Source organism: Stenotrophomonas humi, from assembly GCF_001431415.1.
Lineage (GTDB): Bacteria > Pseudomonadota > Gammaproteobacteria > Xanthomonadales > Xanthomonadaceae > Stenotrophomonas > Stenotrophomonas humi.
In genome coordinates this window covers 30,264-48,153 of record NZ_LDJI01000033.1, presented here as the reverse complement: position 1 = coordinate 48,153, position 17,890 = coordinate 30,264, and the positions used below count along the sequence as shown (strand labels likewise).

At 65.2% G+C, this 17,890-nt stretch carries 15 protein-coding genes; 7 read left to right on the top strand and 8 right to left on the bottom strand.

The window, feature by feature from the left end; all coding sequences use genetic code 11:
- Nucleotides 1–270: 270 nt before the first annotated feature.
- The 5 genes from ABB26_RS16775 (at nucleotide 271) to ABB26_RS16750 (ending at nucleotide 7,460) form a co-directional block, all read left to right on the top strand.
- On the top strand, nucleotides 271–1,353 hold the full coding sequence (locus ABB26_RS16775; RefSeq protein ID WP_057635864.1) for an efflux RND transporter periplasmic adaptor subunit: 1,083 nt from the start codon (nucleotides 271–273) through the stop codon (nucleotides 1,351–1,353).
- On the top strand, nucleotides 1,350–4,475 hold the full coding sequence (locus tag ABB26_RS16770) for an efflux RND transporter permease subunit (protein ID WP_057635863.1): 3,126 nt from the start codon (nucleotides 1,350–1,352) through the stop codon (nucleotides 4,473–4,475). Before ABB26_RS16775 ends, ABB26_RS16770 begins: the two co-directional genes overlap by 4 nt.
- A 308-nt stretch (nucleotides 4,476–4,783) precedes the next feature.
- Nucleotides 4,784–5,005, top strand: coding sequence for a GNAT family N-acetyltransferase (locus ABB26_RS19475; protein WP_057635861.1), 222 nt, complete (start codon nucleotides 4,784–4,786; stop codon nucleotides 5,003–5,005).
- A gap of 145 nt (nucleotides 5,006–5,150) precedes the next feature.
- On the top strand, nucleotides 5,151–6,596 hold the full coding sequence (locus tag ABB26_RS16755; protein WP_425477273.1) for an alanine/glycine:cation symporter family protein: 1,446 nt from the start codon (nucleotides 5,151–5,153) through the stop codon (nucleotides 6,594–6,596).
- Between the two features lie 15 nt (nucleotides 6,597–6,611).
- Nucleotides 6,612–7,460 (top strand): TrmH family RNA methyltransferase, encoded by an 849-nt coding sequence (locus ABB26_RS16750; protein WP_057635860.1) that lies wholly within the window; start codon nucleotides 6,612–6,614, stop codon nucleotides 7,458–7,460.
- A 400-nt stretch (nucleotides 7,461–7,860) separates the two neighbouring features.
- Here the strand turns inward: ABB26_RS16750 and ABB26_RS16745 are convergent, their stop codons facing one another.
- The 4 genes from ABB26_RS16745 to ABB26_RS16730 form a co-directional block, all read right to left on the bottom strand.
- Nucleotides 7,861–9,276 (bottom strand): M20/M25/M40 family metallo-hydrolase, encoded by a 1,416-nt coding sequence (locus tag ABB26_RS16745; RefSeq protein WP_057635859.1) that lies wholly within the window; start codon nucleotides 9,274–9,276, stop codon nucleotides 7,861–7,863.
- A 96-nt stretch (nucleotides 9,277–9,372) separates the two neighbouring features.
- On the bottom strand, nucleotides 9,373–9,786 hold the full coding sequence (mscL, locus tag ABB26_RS16740; protein WP_057635858.1) for a large-conductance mechanosensitive channel protein MscL: 414 nt from the start codon (nucleotides 9,784–9,786) through the stop codon (nucleotides 9,373–9,375).
- 58 nt (nucleotides 9,787–9,844) lie between these two features.
- Nucleotides 9,845–10,549, bottom strand: coding sequence for a fumarylacetoacetate hydrolase family protein (locus ABB26_RS16735; RefSeq protein ID WP_057635857.1), 705 nt, complete (start codon nucleotides 10,547–10,549; stop codon nucleotides 9,845–9,847).
- Nucleotides 10,550–10,910: 361 nt separating this feature from the next.
- Nucleotides 10,911–11,192: a hypothetical protein gene (locus tag ABB26_RS16730; RefSeq protein ID WP_057635856.1), complete on the bottom strand. Its 282-nt coding sequence runs from the start codon at nucleotides 11,190–11,192 to the stop codon at nucleotides 10,911–10,913.
- Between the two features lie 175 nt (nucleotides 11,193–11,367).
- Here ABB26_RS16730 and ABB26_RS16725 point away from each other — a divergent pair, with 175 nt between their 5' ends.
- Entirely contained in the window at nucleotides 11,368–11,715 is a 348-nt protein-coding gene (locus ABB26_RS16725; RefSeq protein ID WP_057635855.1) for a Rieske (2Fe-2S) protein, read from the top strand.
- Nucleotides 11,716–11,931: 216 nt separating this feature from the next.
- On the opposite strand, the gene ABB26_RS16720 is transcribed toward ABB26_RS16725, so the two are convergent.
- From ABB26_RS16720 to thiS, 4 genes are all read right to left on the bottom strand, one after another.
- Nucleotides 11,932–13,779, bottom strand: coding sequence for an SLC13 family permease (locus ABB26_RS16720; protein ID WP_057635854.1), 1,848 nt, complete (start codon nucleotides 13,777–13,779; stop codon nucleotides 11,932–11,934).
- 118 nt (nucleotides 13,780–13,897) lie between these two features.
- Nucleotides 13,898–14,650 (bottom strand): tRNA (guanosine(46)-N7)-methyltransferase TrmB, encoded by a 753-nt coding sequence (gene trmB, locus ABB26_RS16715; RefSeq protein WP_057635853.1) that lies wholly within the window; start codon nucleotides 14,648–14,650, stop codon nucleotides 13,898–13,900.
- A complete protein-coding gene (locus tag ABB26_RS16710; RefSeq protein WP_057635852.1) occupies nucleotides 14,650–15,444 on the bottom strand; it encodes a thiazole synthase in 795 nt (264 codons plus the stop codon). The genes trmB and ABB26_RS16710 overlap by 1 nt, the downstream gene beginning before the upstream one ends.
- 187 nt (nucleotides 15,445–15,631) lie before the next feature.
- Nucleotides 15,632–15,832: a sulfur carrier protein ThiS gene (thiS, locus tag ABB26_RS16705; protein ID WP_057635851.1), complete on the bottom strand. Its 201-nt coding sequence runs from the start codon at nucleotides 15,830–15,832 to the stop codon at nucleotides 15,632–15,634.
- Between the two features lie 171 nt (nucleotides 15,833–16,003).
- Between thiS and ABB26_RS16700 the strand changes: the two genes are divergently transcribed.
- A complete protein-coding gene (locus tag ABB26_RS16700; protein WP_169790161.1) occupies nucleotides 16,004–17,794 on the top strand; it encodes an autotransporter outer membrane beta-barrel domain-containing protein in 1,791 nt (596 codons plus the stop codon).
- Nucleotides 17,795–17,890 lie beyond the last annotated feature (96 nt).

The window sequence follows — 17,890 nt, the reverse complement described above, 5'->3', positions numbered from 1 at the left end:
GGGAGAAGGTGCCCGAAGGGCGGATGAGGGCAGCTCTTGGCCGTTGGTGTGGTGAACAGGCTGAAAAGCTGAAAAGCTTTAAAAAAGCGCCCTCATCCGGTGCTGCGCACCACCTTCTCCCGCAGGCGGGAGAAGAGAGCAGAGCCAAAGCCAGAGCGCCATTTGGCTCACACCAATTCAGATACAAGTCGCTATTCCCCCCCTAACGGCACATTCGGCCGTCATCTGCCGTCGCTAGACTGCTTGATCGTGTATCAGGCGGGACTGCGTATGTTGGGGCGTTTTGCCGTCACCGTAGTGGGTGGCACTGTCTTGGCGCTGGCATTGGCCGGTTGCAATCGCAAGGGCGCAGAAGCGCCGCGCAGCGCGGGCGAGGCCGTGCTTGTCACTACCCAGTTGGTGCAGACATCGGCATGGAGCGACACGCTGCAGGCCATCGGTACCGCCAAGGCGCGTGAGTCGATCATCGTCACCGCCAAGGTGAGTGAGATCGTGGACAAGGTGCACTTCGAGAGTGGCCAGCAGGTCACTGCTGGTACGCCGCTGGTCACCCTGCGCGGCGACGCCCAACAGGCCGCCCTGGCCCAGGCCCAGGCAACCTTTGCCGAAGCCGACCGGCTGTACCTGCGCCAGCGTGAACTGGCCGCGCAGCAGTTGGTGGCGCACTCCACGCTGGATACGCAGAAGGCAATCCGCGATGGCGCCGAGGCCCGCGTGCGGCAGATGCGGGCGGACATCACCGACCGCCAGGTGCGGGCGCCGTTCGCTGGCGTCATGGGCATCCGCCAGATCAGCCCCGGCTCGCTGGTCAGCCCGACCACCACCATCGCCACGCTGGATGACATCTCGCGCGTGCATGTTGATTTCCAGGTGCCCGAGGCCGAACTGGCCTCGCTCAAGGCGGGCGACAAGGTCACCGGCAGCAGCATCGCCTACCCGGGCCGCAGCTTTGAAGGTGACGTGAGCACGATTGAAGCGCGTGTGGACCCGGGCAGCCGCGCGGTCACCGTACGTGCCGATTTCGCCAATGCCGACCACGCGCTGCGCCCGGGCATGCTGCTGGACGTGCGTCTGTTCCGTCCCGAGCGCCAGGCACTGGTGATCCCGGAGATCGCGGTGGTGCAGGTGGGCCGTGACTCCTTCGTGTATCGGGTGAAGGACGATGCCAGCGTCGAACGCGTGGATGTCCGTACCGGCACCCGCCGCTCCGGCGTGGTGGAAATCGTTGATGGCCTGGCCGCCGGCGAGCGCATCGTGATCGACGGTACCGGCAAGTTGCGCCCGGGCATCCGCGTCCAGGATGCCAAGCCGGCCAAGGCCGCCGCGCCGGTTGCACAGGCGAGGGCCGGATGAAGCTCTCCGATCTTTCGATCAAGCGGCCGGTACTGGCCGTGGTGATGAGCCTGCTGCTGGTGGTGCTGGGCGTGATGTCGTTCAACCGCCTGACCCTGCGCGAGTTGCCGGCCATCGACCCGCCCATCGTCTCGGTTTCGGTGGACTACACCGGCGCCTCGGCGGCGGTGATCGAAAGTCGTGTCACCCAGGTGCTGGAAGATGCGCTGGCCGGTATCGAAGGCATCGACACGATCAACGCGCGCAGCACCAATGGTCGCGCCTCGGTGAGCATCGAGTTCACCGCCAACCGCGATATCGAAGCGGCGGCCAATGACGTGCGCGACGCGGTCAGCCGCGTTGCCGATCGCATGCCGGAAGAGACCCGCCCACCGGAAATCGCCAAGGTCGAGAGCGATGCCGACCCGATCATCTGGTTCAACATGGCCTCCTCGGCGATGGACACGCTGGAGCTCAGCGACTACGCCGAGCGCTACGTGGTGGACCGTTTCTCCAGCATCGATGGCGTGGCACAGGTACGTATCGGTGGCCGCCAGCGTTATGCCATGCGCATCTGGCTGGACCGCGACCAGTTGGCTGCGCGTGGGCTGACCGTCGGCGAGGTGGAAACCGCGCTGCGCAACGAGAACGTGGAGCTGCCGGCTGGTCGCATCGAGTCGGCCGACCGCGATTTCACCCTGCGCGTGGAGCGCAGCTACGTGGCGCCGAGCGACTTTGCCAGCATCCCGCTGGGCAAGGGCAACGATGGTTACGTGGTACGGCTGGGTGATGTGGCCAAGGTGGAACTGGCCTCGTCCGAGCGCCGTGCCTATTACCGCAGCAACGGCGAGCCGGGCATCGGCCTGGGCATCGTCAAGACCTCCACCGCCAACGCGCTGGACGTGGCCCGCCTCACCCGCGCCGAGGCCGAGCGCATCGGCGCAACCCTGCCCAAGGGCACGCAGATTTTCGTCGCCTTCGACAACACCACCTTCATCGAGGCGGCGGTCGAGCGTGTGTACTGGACACTGGCCGAAGCGATGCTGCTGGTGCTGGTGGTGATCTGGCTGTTCCTGGGCAGCCTGCGTGCGGCGCTGATCCCGGCGGTGACGGTGCCGGTGTGTCTGGTGGCCGCGTTCATCGCACTGTTCGCGTTCGGGTTCTCGATCAATCTGTTCACCCTGCTGGCGCTGGTGCTGTGTATCGGTCTGGTGGTGGACGACGCCATCGTGGTGGTCGAGAACGTGCAGCGCCGTATCGACCTGGGCGAACCGCCGTTGGTGGCCGCCCGTCGCGGCACCACGCAGGTGGCCTTCGCGGTGATCGCCACCACTGCGGTGCTGGTGGCGGTGTTCCTGCCGGTGGGCTTTCTGGAAGGCAATACCGGCCGTCTGTTCCGCGAGTTGGCGGTGGCCCTGGCTTCGGCGGTGGCGTTGTCGGCCTTCGTCGCGCTGACGCTGACCCCGATGATGGCGTCCAAGCTGCTCAAGCCACACAGCGAACAGAAGACCAGCCGTCTGCATGGCTTCATCAATCGTCAGCTTGGGCACGTGTCGGCTGCCTACGGCCGCGTGCTGGACAAGCACGTGCAGCGCACCTGGATCTTCGGCCTGGTGATACTGGCCGCGCTCGGTACCAGCTGGGGCTTGTTCAAGCTGCTGCCGTCGGAACTGGCCCCGGCCGAGGACCGCGGTTCGTTCCAGATCACGATTGATGGCCCGGAAGGTGCCGGCTACGACTACACCGTCGGCCAGGTGCAGCAGGTCGAGCAGATCGTTTCGCGCTTTGTCGGACCGGATGAGCCCATCGTCCGCGCCAACCCGCGCGTGCCCGGTGGCTGGGGCAACAGCGAGGAAATGCACACCGGCCGCATCAGCGTGTTCCTGCAGCCGTGGCGCGACCGCACCGAGGCCACCACCGATGTGGCCAATGACCTGCAGAAGCAACTCAACGACCTGAGCGGCGTGCGGGTGCGTACGATGGTCGGTGGCGGGCTGGTGCGCAGCATGGGCCAGCCGTTCCAGATCGTACTGGGAGGGCCGGAATACGCGGAGATCGCGCAATGGCGTGACCGACTGCTGCAGCGTATGGACGCTTACCCCGGGCTGGTGGGCGCCGATTCGGATTACAAGGAAACCCGGCCGCAGATGCGGGTCAACATCGACCGCCAGCGTGCGGCTGACCTGGGCATCTCGGTCACCGACATCGGCCGCGCGCTGGAAACCATGATGGGCTCGCGCCGCGTCACCACCTTCGTGGACAACGGCGAGGAGTACGACGTGCTGGTGCAGGCCGGTCGCGAAGGCCGTGCCTCGCCGGCCGACCTGGCGGCGATCCAGGTGCGTGCGCGTTCGGGCGAACTGGTGCCGCTGTCCAACCTGGTCAGCCTCAGCGAAGTCGCAGAGGCAGGCAGCCTCAACCGCTTCAACCGTCTGCGTGCGATCACGATCAGCGCCAACATCGCGCCCGGCCACACCCTGGGCGAAACCATCGCCTGGGTGCAGGACGTGGCCCGCGAGGAACTGCCGGACTACGCGCAGATCGACTGGAAGGGGGAATCGCGCGAGTACCAGAGTGCCGGCGGCGCGGTATTGCTGACCTTCGCCATGGCCTTGCTGGTGGTGTACCTGGTGCTGGCCGCGCAGTTCGAGAGCTTCATCCACCCGCTGGTGATCATGCTGACCGTGCCGTTGGGCGTGCTTGGCGCCTTTGTCGGCCTCTATATCAGTGGCGGCACACTCAACCTGTTCAGCCAGATCGGCATCGTCATGCTGGTTGGCCTGGCGGCCAAGAACGGCATCCTGATCGTCGAGTTCGCCAACCAGCTGCGCGATGAAGGCCGCAACGTGCATCAGGCCATCGTCGAATCCTCGGTGGTGCGCCTGCGCCCGATCCTGATGACCTCGATCGCCACCGTGGTGGGTGCGATCCCGCTGGTCGCTGCGGGCGGCCCGGGTTCGGCCAGTCGCGGCACCATCGGCATCGTGGTGATCTTCGGCGTCGCTGTTTCCACTTTCCTGTCGTTGTTCGTGGTGCCGGCGTTCTACGCGTTGCTTGCGCCATACACACAGTCGCCGGAAACGGTGGCCAACGAGCTGGAGAAGCTGGAGAAGCAGACCCCGTCGGTTGGGGGCCATGCCTGACCGCAGCTGGCGGGTGCATGACGGCCGCGCGCAACTGCGGCCATGGCCGCAGGACGGGTTCGACTCCCCCTGCTGCTGCATGCCCACGTTGCCGCTGTGTCGCGGGGGCTGAGCACGTGCTTTCCGTCCCCCTGTCCCCGCGCCGATGGCCGGGCCTTTCTGGCCGGTGAGGTGATCGACCTGGGCGGGCAGGCGTTCGCACGGGTCATTGGCGGGCAAGCGTGTGCCGGCATCAGCGTCAGCCGGGGGCGGGGCGAGCGCCGCTTCAGTGCGACAGGTTCGGCCAGCGCCCTGGGGGACAGGGCGTGATGGCATCGGTGGTCGCCGCCCATGCGCCCTGGGTGATGCGGGAGCTGGGCCTGGCTCGGCTGGCAGCGCAGGTCATGGCGTACAACCCCGCCTCGGCGCGGGGGCTGGTCAAGAACGGATTCATCGAAGACGGCGTGGAGCGCCAATCGTTGTTCAAGGACGGGGCGCTGCATGACATGCGCTGCTTCGCCCGTTTTGAGTCATTTCTGCAATTGCCGTAGGGGCTCTGCACATCGCGGCTTAATCGTGGAAGAATCGGTCGGTCCCGGGACCCGGGGCTTGCTCACCTTCAGCTTTCCGGGGAACTACGTGGAATCTATCGTCGAATACATCAACGGCATCATCTGGAGCAACGCGCTCATCTTCATGTGCCTGGGCGCGGGCCTGTGGTTCACCCTGCGCACCCGTTTCATGCAGATTCGCGGATTTGCCGAGATGTGCCGCCTTACCGTGCGCGGGGAAAAATCCGACGCAGGTGTTTCTTCCTTCCAGGCGTTGGCCATGTCGATGGCCGGGCGCATGGGCATCGGCAACATCGCCGGCGTGGCCACGGCCATCGCCTACGGCGGCCCGGGCGCGATCTTCTGGATGTGGGTGATGGGCTTCCTGGGGGCGTCCACGTCCTACGTGGAATCCACGCTGGCTCAGATCTACAAGGTCAAGGACGCTGAAGGCCGTTACCGTGGCGGCCCGGCGTATTACATCGAGAAGGCCATGGGCCTGAAGTGGTACGCGGTGGCTTTCGCCGTGGCCACCGTCATCGCTGCGGGCTTCCTGCTGCCGGGCGTGCAGGCCAATGCGATCGCTGACAGTGCGGCCAACGTGATGTGCTCCGGTGCAGACGCATGCGCCTCGCTGGGCGGCGCTGGCAACGTGAAGCTGTGGATTGGCCTGATTGTCGCGGCGCTGCTGGGCGTGATCATCTTCGGCGGTGTCAAGCGCATCGCCAGCTTCGCCGAAGTGGTGGTGCCGTTCATGGCACTGGGTTTCATCCTGATGGCCATCGTGGTGATGATGCTCAACGCCAGCAAGGTGCCGACGATGTTCGCCGACATCTTCTCCAGTGCTTTCGGTGCGCATGCGGCGTTCGGCGGCATCATCGGACAGGCCATCGCCTGGGGCGTCAAGCGCGGCATCTATGCCAACGAAGCCGGCCAGGGCACCGGCCCGCACGCTGCTGCGGCCGCCGAGGTCTCGCACCCGGCCAAGCAGGGTTATGTGCAGGCGTTCGCCATCTATTTCGACACCATGCTGGTGTGCACGTCCACCGCGTTCCTGGTGCTGTCCACCGGCATGTACAACGTGTTCCGTGCGGTGACGGTCGATGGTGTGCAGAAACTGGAAGCCATTGTCACCGGCGTGCCGGGCGTGGCTCCGTCCGAAGGCGCGTTGTTCACCCAGGCCGCGGTTGAATCGGTACTGCCGGGCTGGGGCGCCGGTTTCGTGGCGCTGGCGTTGTTCTTCTTCGCCTTCACCACGATCATGGCTTACTACTACATGGCCGAAACCAACCTGACCTACCTGGCCGGCAGCAACCGGACCCACCCGCTGGCAACGCTGACGCTGCGCCTGGGCATCATGGGCATGGTTGTGTTCGGCGCGTATCACAATGCCAAAATGGCGTGGGCGCTGGGTGACATCGGCGTCGGTCTGATGGCCTGGCTCAACGTCATCGCCATCCTGATCCTGCAGAAGCCGGCGATGCTGGCCCTGCGCGACTACGAACAACAGAAGAAGCAGGGCCTGGACCCTGTCTTCAATCCGGATGCCCTGGGCATCAAGAACGCCGATTTCTGGCGCAGCAACAAGTAAGCGAGCACAACAGCAGTGAGCAACCCCTGGAACAACCGTCGTCCTTCCGTCCGCCCGCCGCGGGCAACGCCATTGCCGGCCAGTCCGCGCGATACCACCGGCAGCGGCGGTCCGCCGGTACGTGGCAGTGACGAGCTGCGCCTGTACGGCTTCAACGCCGTGCAGGCCATGTTCGCGCGTCGCCCGGAAGCCCTGCGCAAGCTGTACCTCGCCGAGGACATGATTCCGCGCATGCAGCCGGTGCTGAAGTGGTGCGTTGCCAACCGCGTGGGTTACCGCGTGGTCGCCGATGGCGACCTCAACAAACTCGCCGCCACCACGCATCACGAAGGCGTGGTCGCCGATGTCGTGCGCCAGGAGCCATTGGCATTGGCGGCATGGCTGGCAACGCTGGGTGAAGACGGCCCGGCGCTGGCGCTGTGGCTGGATGGCGTGGGCAACCCGCACAACTTCGGTGCGATCCTGCGCTCGGCCGCGCACTTTGGCGTTGCGGCGATCCTGCTGCCTGCAGAATCGACGCTGGCCCTGTCCGGCGCCGCTGCGCGCGTGGCCGAAGGCGGCGCGGAATCGGTGCCGCTGGTGCGGCTGCCGGCACTGCCGCAAGCGGTGGCGCAGTTGCGTGATGCCGGCTTCGGTCTGGCCGCAACCCTGGTGGAAGACGGTGACAACCTTTTCACTACAGCCCTGCCTGAGCGCATGGTCTATGTGATGGGCGCCGAAGGCGAAGGCATGGACCGCGGCTTCGCGCAGAGCTGTGATCTGCGTCTGTCCATCCCCGGCACCGGTGCGGTGGAAAGCTTGAACGTGGCTTCGGCCACGGCCGTGTTGCTGTCCAGCTGGTGCAGCCGCCACAGCAAGCGCTGATCCAACGGATCGCATGAACAAGAAAGGCGCCTTCGGCGCCTTTCTTGTTTTCGTCGTAGAAGCGGCCTCGGCCGCGAAGCACTGCTCTGCCGTAAACGAGTCGGGAATGCTTGATTCTGTCCCTTCTCCTGTTCACGGAAGAAGGTGCCCGCAGGTGGCGAATGAGGGTGCTTCTGCTTCGGATCTGCCTGCGACTCATTCATTCGAGGGGAGGGGCTACGGTGCTACGTCGCGGTTGGCGCACCGCTCGATCCTGCCGTGTGCGGCTGTTGCCGTTGGCGCGTTGGTATTCCACTCCAGGCTAAGGGTCTGAAGTCATCGGGTTCCGGCGCGGTACCCAGGCAACACAAAGGCGCCTTTCGGCGCCTTTGTGTCTGCAAGCCGATGCCACCGGCCGCGCTTACTCCTTCGGTGGCACCACATCCTTGGCTTCACTGCCAAAGCTGCCGTCCGACTCGGCCGCCAGATACGCGAACACGGTGTACGCGGCGACATTCTGTGCCAATGCCTTGGGGTCGATCTTGTCCAGCGTGTCGTCCGGGGTGTGGTGCAGGTCGAAGTAATCGGTCCCGTCCTGCGCCAGCCACGCCCATGCGCCGCCCTTGGCGGCCAGCGGGCTGACGTCCGGGCCGGGACCGCCTTCATTGGCGCGGTACTCAATGCCCAACGGTGCCAAAGCCTCACCGATCTGACGGGTGGCCTCGCGTGACTCCGCCGGATTGCCTGAGCCGGTGTTGAAGGCATAGATGCGCCCGGCTCCGAAGTCGCTTTCGGCAGCGATGTGCTGCTGCACGATCTCGCCGGCCTTCGCACGTGCCGCCGCATACGCCTTGCCGCCGTGCAGGCCCTGTTCTTCGTTGGCGAAGGCGATCACGCGGATGGTGCGCTTGGGTGCCTGCTTGAGCTGGCCGATCAGATGGCCGGCGGCCATGGTGATGCCCACGCCGGCACCATCGTCGATCGCGCCGGTGCCCAGGTCCCAGGAATCCAGGTGGCCGCCGATCACCACCACTTCCTTGGGCAGGCTGCGGCCGGTGATCTCGCCGATCACGTTCTGCGAGGTGTAGCTGCCGTCCCAGCCGCAATCCAGTGCGATGCGGATGCGGGTGGCGCCACGCGCGACCAGGCGGTTGAGCTGGTCGGCATCGGGACCGGACAACGCCGCCGCCGGTACCGGGGTCAGGCCCTCGTCGAAGCGGGTGATGCCGGTGTGCGGCATGCGATGCGAATCGGTACCGGCCGAACGCATGATGTAGCCGATGGCACCCTTGCGGATGGCTTCGGACGGACCGCGGCTGCGCACGGTGCCGCCGATGCCGTAATCCTCGCCGCTGCGGCTGCGGTTCATGGTGAAGTCGACGTAGGCGATCTTGCCCTTCAGCGAGCCTTCCGGCGCCGCCTTCAGCGCGTCCAGACCCTCGAAGCGCACCACCTCTGCCTCGACCGTACCCGCCGGGCTGCCGCCGAGCGCGGTGATGGTCAGTGGTTGCGGATGCGCGCCCAGCACCGAGGCGTGCTCACTGCGACGTTCCCACTTGGGAAAGGTCACCGGCTCGGTCCACACCTTGTCGAAACCCAGTGCCTTGAACTTTTCCTTGGCCCATTCCACGGCGCGGGCATCGGCTTCACTGCCGGCCATGCGCGGGCCGATTTCAGTGGTCAGTGATTCCACCACCTGCCAGCCGGTGTTGTCGGCCAACGCCTGCTCGCGCAGCTGTGCGGCTTTGGTGAGCGCCTCCTGCGGAATGGCCGTCGGTGCGGCGTATGCCCCGGCGCAGGCAAGGGTGGCGGCGATGGCAAGTGCAAGGCGACGCATGGCGGGCTCCAGAAACAGGGAAGCCGCGAGCATAGCGCTCGCGGCTCCGCGGTTACCGTGCTGGACGTCACCCGCAGGCGACACCAGCCACAGGACTCACTTTTTCAGGTTGTCGCGGATCTCGCGCAGCAACAGCACTTCCTCGCTCGGCTCCGGCGGTGCGGCCGGTGCTTCTGCTTTCTTGCGCGAGAGTCGGTTGAGCGCCTTGATCAGCATGAAGATGGCGAAGGCCACGATGATGAACTGGATCAAGGTGTTGATGAAATCACCGTAGCCGATCACCACGGCCGGTATTTCCTTGCCATCCGCGCCGATCTTGGCATCGGCCAGGGTCCAGGCCAGATTGGAGAAATCGACATTGCCGATCAACCAGCCGATCGGCGGCATGATCACCTTGTCCACCAATGAAGTGACGATCTTGCCGAATGCGCCGCCGATCACGACACCGACCGCCAGGTCGATGACGTTGCCACGCATGGCAAATTCCTTGAATTCGCTGATCATTCCCATGTGTTTCTCCTGTGGTTGCATCTGGGGGAGCTGGCGCAGCGTACTCCACTGCACGTCATCAGGCGATCACGCCTTCACAGCGCGCCACATCACCCAGTCGCGCGCTGAAATGGTCACCCCGCTGCAGAGCGGCAACACCGGCAGGCGTACCCATGTACACCAGGTCACCGGCACGCAGGGCATACAGCTTTGACAGCTCGTGCAGGATGTCGGGCACGTTCCAGATCATCTGGCCCAGTGTGGATTTCTGCCGCAGTTCGCCGTTGATCTCAAGCGACAGTGGCAGCGATGACAATTCGCCGACCTGGTCGGCCAGCACCAGCGTGCTGATCGGCGCGGAGTGGTCAAAGCCCTTGGCGATATCCCATGGGCCGCCCTTGGCTTTGGCCGCCGCCTGCAGGTCGCGGCGGGTCAGGTCCAGGCCAACGCCGTAGGCCAGCACCAGCGACATCGCATCGTCGATGGGCAACACGCCGTCCGGCGCGTCCTTGCCCAGCGCGACCACCAGCTCCACTTCGTGGTGCAGGTCGGATGTGCCCGGTGGGTACGGTACGGGTGCATCGCCAATGACCACGGCATCGGCGGGTTTCATGAAGAACATCGGCTGGCCACGCTCGGCGGCCGACGCCGGGGCTGCGGCGCCCATTTCGCGCGCGTGGTCGGCGAAATTGCGACCGACACAGTAGATGCGGCGCACGGGGAAGGTACCGCCACCGGTGACGGGCACGCGGGGTTGGGGCAGGGCGGGAATCAGATCGGTCATGGTTTGTGTCCGCAGTGAAACGACAGCGAAGTCTAGCGGATCAGTTCATGTGCTCTGCGACAGGCCGCGTACGGCGGCCGACCTGACGGAAGCGGAAAGAGCGCACGGTCGTGTGGCGGACGCGAGGCTTGAAGGGCATCTTGCTTCAGTGGTGTCACAGAGCGACGCCAAAACCCTTTCCCGCCAGTGGGAATGGGGCGGCGGTCTGTCAGCGTTGGGATGGAAGGTGGCCTCGATTGCCCGCAAAGCCCGTGGTGCGGAAACGGGACGTCCAGATGAGGTATCGCGTGAACAAAAGATCCCGCATATCGCGGGATCCTGAGGGTTGCCGACAGCGGGACGAGTGCCCGCCACGCCGCGCTTAGTGTGGCTGCGGCAGTGCGGCCTTGCGGACTACGCGGTACTCGGCGTCCACCACGTTCGGCTCGGCCTTGCGCACGGCACGCGCCTTGCGCGAGGCCAGCAGCTTCCAGCCCAGACCCACGAGGATCATCGCTGCCCCTACAAACACGCCGGCGACGATCAGCACCGCCAGGATCGCCAAGCCGAGCAGGCCCAAGGCAATCCGCACGAGCGGATTACGCGGCTTGCGCGGTGCAAACAGGTTGCGGAGTTTGGAAAACTGGACGTAGTTAATTTGCATGAAGATCTGATGACGGTGTGTCTGTAGGCGAGTATCGGTGCCGCCGCACTCGCATGCGTGAAGTTGTCGTTAAATCATGGCCACTTGGCGACCGGGGCAACCCTTGGGTCATGCGCCGTCCATCTGGGTGATACGCGCATGCGACAATCGCGCCCCTGTTTGTTGCGGTGTTCCAATGACCACGATCCACTCCCCCGAAACTGAATTGGCGCGGCTTGATGCCTTGCCCGACCAGGGCTTCCACGCGGTGACGGCAGTGCTCGATGGCGATGCGGAAACGCTGGTGCTGTATCGCGACGGTGACCAGGTGCGTGCCTGGTTGAATGTTTGCCCGCATGCCGGTCGCGCGCTGGATTGGGCGCCGGGACAGTTCCTCAAGAGCCGCGAAGGCCACCTTGTCTGCGCCGTCCACGGTGCCTCGTTCGAGCTGCAGGGCGGTGTCTGCGTGGCCGGCCCGTGCCGGGGCGATTCGTTGCGCGCGGTGCCGGTGCAGGTACGCGATGGGCGCGTGCTGCTGGGCTGAGGGAACGTCACAGCCAGGGCAAGTGCGGTGCGCCGCGGCCCCTGTGTTGAGGGCAGGACGACACGCCGTGGCAGCAACGCCGGATCGAATGACGTGATGTTCCCGAGCACCGCGTGCTCAGCCGGGCGACGCCGACAGTGCGGTATCGGATGATCCGGCATTCATGGATCGTCGGCGTCGCAGTGGAAACAGCGGTCAAGGCTGGCGCTTCCAGGCTCAGAACATGATGTTGATCATCACCACGACGATCAGCGTATAGAGCAGCGACAGCGGTCCTGCGACACGCCACATTTCGCGCGGCGTGTATTTGGCCGGGCCCATCGCCATCGAGATGACCGGGTTGGATGCGGTCATCAGGTTGTTGGACGCCGACAGCGCCACGATCAATGCGAATGCGGTGGGATTGCCGCCGGCTGCCAGCGCAAGGTTCACCGCGATGGGCACCATCACGATGGTCGCGCCGACATGGCTGATCACCAGCGAGAACGCGGTGGTCAGCAGTGCCAGTGCGAGTTCCAGCACCCACACCGGGATGCCGCTGGGCAATTTGTCGATGGTGTGGCCGGCGATCCACGCCGCCGCGCCGCTGCTGTCCATGGCCCAGCCCAGTGGAATCAGCCCGGCCATCATGAAGATGGTTTTCCAGTTGATCGCCGCGTAGGCCTCATCCATGCGCAGCACGCCGGTCAACAGCATGCCGGCCACGCCGGTGAGCAGGGTCAGTGCGACCGGCAGGTGCGAGGTGAGCGCGATGATGATGGTGATGGCGAAGATCGCCATGGCGATCTTGAATTTGTGCGGGCGCTGCTCGCCCTTCGGGTAGTCAGTGACCACCACGAAATCGCGGCTCTCCGCGGCGGTGGCCAGGTCCTGCCAGATGCTGTGGAACACCAGCATGTCGCCGGCGCGCAATGGCGTGTTGCGCACGTCCTCGCGGATCACCTGCTTGTCGCGGTTGATGGCCAGCAGGCTGATGCCGCGTTCCTTGCGCAGACGCAGCTCACCAGCGGTCTTGCCGATGACGCGTGAGGTCGGTGGAACCACCGCTTCTGAAATACCGGCGCGGGCGGGGTTGAACAGGTCACCCAACTGCTTGAGGCGTGAGGACATGCGCAGGAACTGGTTCTGCGCGAAATCGGAAACCTGCTGTCGCGGTCCCATCACACCGATGGCGCTACCCACCCAGATGCGCATGTCAGCAGGCGGCGACAGGCGCGTGTCGTCGCCGGTCTTCAAGGCGAGCAGCAGGGGGGCATCGAACAGGTTTTCCGCCTCGCCGACCGTCATACCGACCAAGGGGCTTTCGGCGGTAACCAGCAGCTCGAAGACATCGCCCTCGATGCCGTACGCCTTGGCGAAATAGCTTTCGGTGCGCGCCGGTGCCTGGCCGTCTTCGCTGGCGCCTTCTTCCTCCTTCAGCTTGGCGCTGCCGTAGAAGCGGAAGTACAGCAACGAAGCGACCAACAGTGCTACACCGATCGGCAACGGCGCGAACATCCGCAACGGCTCGATGGTCGCGGTGCCGGAGGGCAGGTTGTTATTGGCCGACATCAACAGATCGTTGAGCAGGATCAGCGGCGAGTTGCCGACCATGGTCAGCGCGCCGCCCATCACGATGGCCGCGGAAATCGGCAGCAACTGGCGCTTGAGGGTAAGCGCGGTGCGCGAGGCCAGGCGCGACGCCACTGGCAGGTACAACGCCATCACCGACGGGTTCTGCATGAACGAAGAGTTCAAACCGGCCGTGGCGCTGGTGAGGAACAACAGCCGCTTCTCAAGCCCGTGCGAGCGTCGCAGCAGCCAGCCTGCCAGACGATTCAAGGCGCCGGTACGATCGAGCCCGGCACCAAGAATCGTGGTGGCGATGATGCTCATCACCGCGTTGCCCGAGAAGCCGCCGAAGATTTCCTCCGGCGCGATCAACCCGGTCACGCCCAGCACCACCATCACCACCAACGCCACCACGTCGGCGCGGATGCGCTCGAACAGGAACATCGCCATCGTGAAGCCGACCAGCCCGAGGACGAGCTTCATGTCGGTGGTCAGCGTCAGCGCGGTGTCCATTTAGAGCGGCGAACCCGTAATGGGAAGTGGAAAGTGGGAACGGTGCGGCAGGTGAGCGCGCACCGTGTCCATCAGACATGCGTGGGTTTCACTGGAGCCTGAACGCATCATCGCAGTTTCATTCCCCGGTGCCCGTTCCCTGCTTGTCATACAGCAGGTCCCAGACGCCGTGGCCGAGTTTCTGGCCGCGTGTCTCGAAGTGCGTCTGCGGGCGCCAGTCCGGGCGGGGCACCGCGCCACGCGGGCCGGTGCGGTTGGTCAGTCCGGCGGTGGCATCGAGCACGTCCCACATCTGCTCGGCATAGTCTTCCCAATCTGTGGCGCAATGCAGGCGACCACCGTCGCGCAGCTTTCGCACCAACAGCTCGGCGAACGCCGGCTGCACCAGGCGGCGCTTGTTGTGGCGCTTCTTGTGCCACGGATCCGGGAAATAGATGCGTACTTCGTCCAGCGCGCCGTCGGCGATTTCCTTCTCCAGCACCTCCACCGCATCGTGGTGGTAGAGCTTGACGTGCTCGGCATTGTCATCGGCCAATGCATTGAGCAGGCGGCCTACGCCCGGGGCGTGTACTTCGATGCCGATGTAATCCTTCGATGGGTCGAACCGCACCGCATGACGCAGCGCGGCGCCATTGCCGAAGCCAATCTCCAGCACCTTGGGCGCGGAGCGGCCGAAGGTGGCGTCGAGGTCGCGCGGCTCGCCGGTGAAATCCAGACCGAAGCGGGGCCAGCGTTCGTCAAACGCGCGCTGCTGAGCCGGGGTGAAGCGGCCCTGGCGCAGGACGAAACTGCGGATTTCACGGCGCCCTTCCTGGACGGTGAACGGCTTGGGCGGAGCCTTGGAGCCAGCGCTTTCAAAAGGATTGGTCATCAGCCGATCAAGCCTTCAAGAGGGGAAGAGGCATTGGCATAGCGCTTGCGCGGAATGCGACCGGCCAGGAAGGCTTCGCGGCCGGCTTCGACTGCCTTGCGCATCGCGCTGGCCATCAGCACCGGGTTGCGGGCACCGGCGATGGCGGTGTTCATCAGCACGCCGTCACAGCCCAGCTCCATCGCGATGGCGGCATCGGACGCGGTACCCACACCGGCGTCGACGATGATCGGCACCTTGGCGTTCTCGATGATCTCGATCAGGTTGTACTTGTTCTGGATACCCAGCCCGGAGCCGATCGGCGCGGCCAGCGGCATCACCGCGGCGCAACCGATTTCCTCCAGGCGCTTGGCCAGGATGGGGTCATCGGAGGTGTAGACCATGACGTCGAAGCCATCCTTGACCAGCTGCTCGGCCGCCTTGAGGGTGGCCATCACGTCCGGGTACAGGGTTTTCTGGTCGCCCAGCACTTCGAGCTTGGTCAGGTTGTGGCCGTCGAGCAGCTCACGCGCCAGGCGGCAGGTACGTACGGCATCCTCGGCGGTGTAGCAGCCGGCGGTGTTGGGCAGGATGGCGTAGCGGTCCGGCGGCAGCACGTCGAGCAGGTTGGGCTCGCCGGGGTTCTGGCCGATGTTGGTGCGGCGGATGGCCACGGTGACGATCTGGGCGCCAGCGGCCTCGGTGGCCAGGCGGGTTTCTTCCAGATCCTTGAACTTGCCGGTGCCGGTCAGCAGCCGGGAGGAATAGGTTTTGCCGGCGATGACCAGCGAATCAGTAGGAGCATTTGCGTTCATGCGCCGAATTATCACCCATCGGGGCAGCCAAATGCCTTGCGATGCCGCGTAGAGGCGGCTTCAACCGCAAAGTCGTCACCGTCTCCGAAGCCGGATACCGCGCATTGCCCATCCGAAGAACGCCCGGGCTTTCAGCTCGACGGCTTCGCGCCCAAGAGCCTCCAGCAGCAGCCAGCGCTGGCTGTGCTCAGCCGCCCCCCAGCGCATGCACGATCTCGACCACGTCGCCGTCTTTCAGCTGGTACTCGCCATGTTGGCTGCGCGGCACGATCTCGTTGTTGACCTCCACCGCCACGCGGCGTTCGGCCAGGCCTTCCGCTGCCAGTAGTTCAATCAGGGTAAGGGGGCCGGGGAGCGGGCGGGTTTCGCCGTTGAGCTGGATGTTCATGCGGCCATTTTCGCCAGTGCCGCAACAAAAGCCCAGCGGCCATGCGGCGGCGCAGCGTGTACCTCTTACGCCGGAATGAAAAACTAACAACGTGCGGCGGCGTATGCGCCCCCGTTTCCCTTACACCAGGAGTTGCACATGTCCCTTTTCTCCCGCCCGCTGCGTTCGGCCATGGCCGTCGCAATTGCGCTGGCAGCCGTGCCGGCCATGGCACAGTCGCCGTTTTCAAAAACGGTGTTCTTCGGTGACAGCCTGACGGATACCGGCCACTTTCGCCCGGTACTGGTGAAGCTGGACCCGAACGCCTCCCTCGTCGGCCGTTTCACCACCAACCCGGGCCTGGTGTGGTCGGACTACCTGGCCAACTACTACGGCACCAACTCGGTGCCCAACGGCAACGGGCAGGGAGGGGACAACTATGCCGTCGGCGGCGCACGCGTCGGTGTGGACGACGTCAGCCAGCTTGGAGCGATTCCGTCGCTGAAGACCCAGGCCGCAGGCTACCTGGCTGCCAACGGTGGCAAGGCCGATGCCAGTGTGCTGTACACCGTGTGGGGCGGTCCGAACGATCTGTTCGCCGCACAGAAGGCACCGCCGGCACAGGCGCCGGCCATCATCGGTGCAGCGGTGAAGGACCAGATCACCCTGGTCGGCGGCTTGAAGGCGGCCGGCGCCGAATATGTGCTGGTGCCCAATCTGCCGGATATCGGCTTGACTCCCATGGCACGTGCCGGTGGCGTGCAGGGCATGGGCCAGGCCACTGCCATCGCCAAGCTCTACAACGATGCGTTGTATGGCGGGCTGAAGCAGGCGGGCATTGCGTTCATTCCGCTGGACACCTTCACCATCCTGCAGGAGATCGTGGCGACCCCGGGCGCCTACGGCTTCAGCAACGTCAGTGACATGGCCTGCACCTCGTCGTCGTCGCTGACCTGCAGCCCGCTGAGCCTGGCCAGCCCGAATGCAAACAACACCTATGTGTTCGCCGATGGCGTGCACCCGACCACGGCTGCCCACCAGATTCTGGGTGAGTACGCGATCTCGGTGCTGGAAGCGCCGCGGTTCCAGCAGATCCTGACGCATTCGGCGCAGACCACCGGCCGCGCGCGCGCCGATCAGGTGGGCATGCATCTGGCTGGCCGCCCGGCCGACGGCCTGGGCTGGTGGGGCAACGTGCGTGGCGACATGCAGCGCTACGCGCACGCCGACCTGTATGACGGCATGGCCCCGGCCGGCCTGTTCGGTGTGGATTGGGCGCGTGACGGCATGGTCGTTGGCGGTTTTGCCGGCTACGGCCGCATGAATGCCGACTTCGGCAACAGCAAGGGCGACTTCACCCAGGACGACACCACGCTGGGCCTGTTTGCCGGCTGGTATCGCGACAGCATGTGGGTCAACGGCCAGCTCAGCTACAGCTGGCTGGGCTACGACGTGACCCGCAAGGTCCAGCTCGGGCCGGCAACCCGTGAGCACAAGGGTTCGCCGGACGGCAGCAACCTGACCGCCGCGATCAATGCCGGTTACGAGTTCGGGCAGCAGGGCGGCTTCCGCCATGGCCCGGTGGCTGCGGTGATCTGGCAGAAGGTCAAGTTGGATGGCTACACCGAGAGCAACACCAGCGCCACGGCACTGGGCTACGGTGACCAGGACCTGGATTCCACGGTCGGCCGTGTTGGCTGGCAGGCGCGTTTCGACGGCGGCACCGTACAGCCGTATGTGCAGGTCACCTACGACCACGAGTTCGAGGAAGGCACGCAGGCCAGCGCATGGCTGCAGACCGTGGCCGACGTGGGCAGCTACAAGGTGCCGGGCCTGACGTTCGACCGCAACTACGCCACCGCCGTGCTCGGTGCACGCCTGAACCTGTGGGGTCTGAACAGCAACATCGGCGTGAGCACCACCACGATGCAGAAGTCTGCACGTGACGCTACGTTGTTTGCCAGCTTCAGCGGCGGCTTCTGAACAACTGAAGCTTAGGACAGTAGGCAATAGGAATGCAGGAAAGGCAGCGTTATCGCTGCCTTTCCTGTGTACGCCACTGGGCGGTGCCGCGCGTCA

What these genes read in the sequence shown, in the direction of transcription:
- ABB26_RS16775 (WP_057635864.1), top strand. Translation starts at nt 271, where the DNA reads ATGTTGGGGCGTTTTGCCGTCACCGTAGTGGGTGGCACTGTCTTGGCG.
- ABB26_RS16770 (WP_057635863.1), top strand. Translation starts at nt 1,350, where the DNA reads ATGAAGCTCTCCGATCTTTCGATCAAGCGGCCGGTACTGGCCGTGGTG.
- ABB26_RS19475 (WP_057635861.1), top strand. Translation starts at nt 4,784, where the DNA reads ATGGCATCGGTGGTCGCCGCCCATGCGCCCTGGGTGATGCGGGAGCTG.
- ABB26_RS16755 (WP_425477273.1), top strand. Translation starts at nt 5,151, where the DNA reads ATGTGCCTGGGCGCGGGCCTGTGGTTCACCCTGCGCACCCGTTTCATG.
- ABB26_RS16745 (WP_057635859.1), bottom strand. Translation starts at nt 9,276, where the DNA reads ATGCGTCGCCTTGCACTTGCCATCGCCGCCACCCTTGCCTGCGCCGGG.
- mscL (WP_057635858.1), bottom strand. Translation starts at nt 9,786, where the DNA reads ATGGGAATGATCAGCGAATTCAAGGAATTTGCCATGCGTGGCAACGTC.
- ABB26_RS16735 (WP_057635857.1), bottom strand. Translation starts at nt 10,549, where the DNA reads ATGACCGATCTGATTCCCGCCCTGCCCCAACCCCGCGTGCCCGTCACC.
- ABB26_RS16730 (WP_057635856.1), bottom strand. Translation starts at nt 11,192, where the DNA reads ATGCAAATTAACTACGTCCAGTTTTCCAAACTCCGCAACCTGTTTGCA.
- ABB26_RS16725 (WP_057635855.1), top strand. Translation starts at nt 11,368, where the DNA reads ATGACCACGATCCACTCCCCCGAAACTGAATTGGCGCGGCTTGATGCC.
- ABB26_RS16720 (WP_057635854.1), bottom strand. Translation starts at nt 13,779, where the DNA reads ATGGACACCGCGCTGACGCTGACCACCGACATGAAGCTCGTCCTCGGG.
- trmB (WP_057635853.1), bottom strand. Translation starts at nt 14,650, where the DNA reads ATGACCAATCCTTTTGAAAGCGCTGGCTCCAAGGCTCCGCCCAAGCCG.
- ABB26_RS16710 (WP_057635852.1), bottom strand. Translation starts at nt 15,444, where the DNA reads ATGAACGCAAATGCTCCTACTGATTCGCTGGTCATCGCCGGCAAAACC.
- thiS (WP_057635851.1), bottom strand. Translation starts at nt 15,832, where the DNA reads ATGAACATCCAGCTCAACGGCGAAACCCGCCCGCTCCCCGGCCCCCTT.
- ABB26_RS16700 (WP_169790161.1), top strand. Translation starts at nt 16,004, where the DNA reads ATGGCCGTCGCAATTGCGCTGGCAGCCGTGCCGGCCATGGCACAGTCG.